We start from the raw sequence: 225 nt of genomic DNA on the forward strand, positions 1-225 counted from the left end.
TGCCGCGCCAGCTGGGCCTGGAGGAAATCCTCGACCTCGTGATAACCGGGGCGCATCGGCAGCTGGTTGACGCCGAGCTTATACAGGCCGAGCAGCTGCACCAGCATGCCGTTGAGGCGGGCGAACTCGTACTCSATYACCCCCCCCCCYCCCGTYTCYTWTACAMATCTCCCAGCCCCCSAGACGAACTGAGCGAGCTCGTATGCCGGCTTTTGCTTGAAAAAA

Annotated in this window: 1 pseudogene; it reads right to left on the reverse strand. The window is 61.8% G+C overall.

The features are described from left to right. Positions 1–143: pseudogene (locus ACQ4LH_RS21730) on the reverse strand (sensor histidine kinase); the annotation flags it as partial. Between the last annotated feature and the right edge of the window lie 82 nt (positions 144–225).

This window comes from Pseudomonas peli, assembly GCF_050563605.1.
Taxonomy (GTDB): domain Bacteria; phylum Pseudomonadota; class Gammaproteobacteria; order Pseudomonadales; family Pseudomonadaceae; genus Aquipseudomonas; species Aquipseudomonas peli_A.